At 67.4% G+C, this 1,380-nt stretch carries 1 protein-coding gene; it reads right to left on the bottom strand.

The window, feature by feature from the left end:
* Positions 1-896: 896 nt before the first annotated feature.
* Positions 897-1,380: hypothetical protein (locus ABT147_RS47170; protein WP_351418731.1), on the bottom strand; the 484-nt coding region annotated here is incomplete at its 5' end.

Here is a 1,380-nt window from a genome sequence, read left to right as displayed (position 1 = left end):
TCGTCAACCCATACGAACGGCCGCCCCGCCGTCCACGCGACGAGGGTGCGGGTCTCCTAGTGCGGTCCGCCGCGTACGTCCTGATTGTCCCGCCGACCCTGGTCGCCGAGGCCGGACGGCTCCGGCCAGATCACCACGGGCAGCGGCGGCAGGCAGAGGCGGGGCGAGGCGACATACACGTGAAGGCGATGCCGAGGTGATCGGCGTATTCCTTCCCCGGTTGGCTCGCATACGAGTTGGGCGAGGGCAGGGTCGCACAGGAAGACGACGGCGAGCGCGAGCTCAGCCGCCGGGCGTTCCCCGACCCCGAGACCGACCCTGCCGGTATGGATGATCAGCACACCAACCCGGCGTCAGCCATGCTCCGGCGCAAGCTCTTCGACGGCCTCGGACGGGCCGAACGGGCCTTGTTCACCCGTCCCGCGCCGAAATCCCCGCGAGCCCAGATGAAATTCCTTCTCACGTGCGCGAAGGGCTCCACGACGGTCGTAGCCGAGCGTCTGGGCGTCTCCCGCAGCACGGTGGAGCCTTGTGGTGACTGACGGTACCCCTGGCCACCGACAACGCCGGATCTACTCGAGCGCGGCCAGCGGACCGGGGCATCCCCAAAGAGCAGTACACCGATCACCTCTCGGTGAGAACTGACCGTCGCCGCCGTCATCAGAGTGCGGTGCTGTCAGGCTTCAACACGGCGATGCCGCGGTGCCGCGCGGCACAGGGGTAGCTGCTACACGAGACCGTGACCGCCCAGGAGTGAGCCCGTGAGCATCCCCGGAAGGACTCGGGCCGCCAATGCCCGAGCCGAAGCCGCGGCCGCGCCCCGTCCTCGATGAGCCGACTGCGCCGTCGGCCCCGGCCATGCAGGGCAGCGGCGCTCCCGTGAGGGATGCGGGAACTCACGGCGCTCGGTCCATGGTTCCAGGCAAGGTCTGGCGCATCTTCTCGATGAGCCCGTCTCGTGCCTGGTTGAACGCAAGCCGGGCGGCATTGCAGCCGGGCAGATCATGGGTGGCCCCACCGATGACCTGGTCGCTCCACTTGACCAGCTTCCACACCACGTCATTCGCAAGGTCGGCCACGTCGGCTGGAGCCAGGAGTACGAGTTCGTACCGTTTCGCGAATACGTGGTGATCGCCGAATGCGGAATGAGACCTGTCTGCTGAGTCGTCAGCGGTCGAGAGCCCAGCCCGGCTTGCTTGCCATATCTGCTCGGCAGCCTGGGAGACCGCACCGAAATACGCAGCGTAGACCGAGCGCAGAGTGTCACTTCGCCGGTCCTTCGCCCGGTTGCGCCACCGCACGTGTTCCAGCGCCAACGCCGATGCGACACCGATCACCGCACCCAGCACTGTGGACACCACCACAGTCCAGTCCATTTGC

It is taken from the genome of Streptomyces sp. NPDC001868 (genome assembly GCF_040297125.1).
In the GTDB taxonomy this organism is placed as follows: Bacteria; Actinomycetota; Actinomycetes; order Streptomycetales; family Streptomycetaceae; genus Streptomyces.
This window is presented reverse-complemented; position numbering and strand designations above follow the sequence as displayed.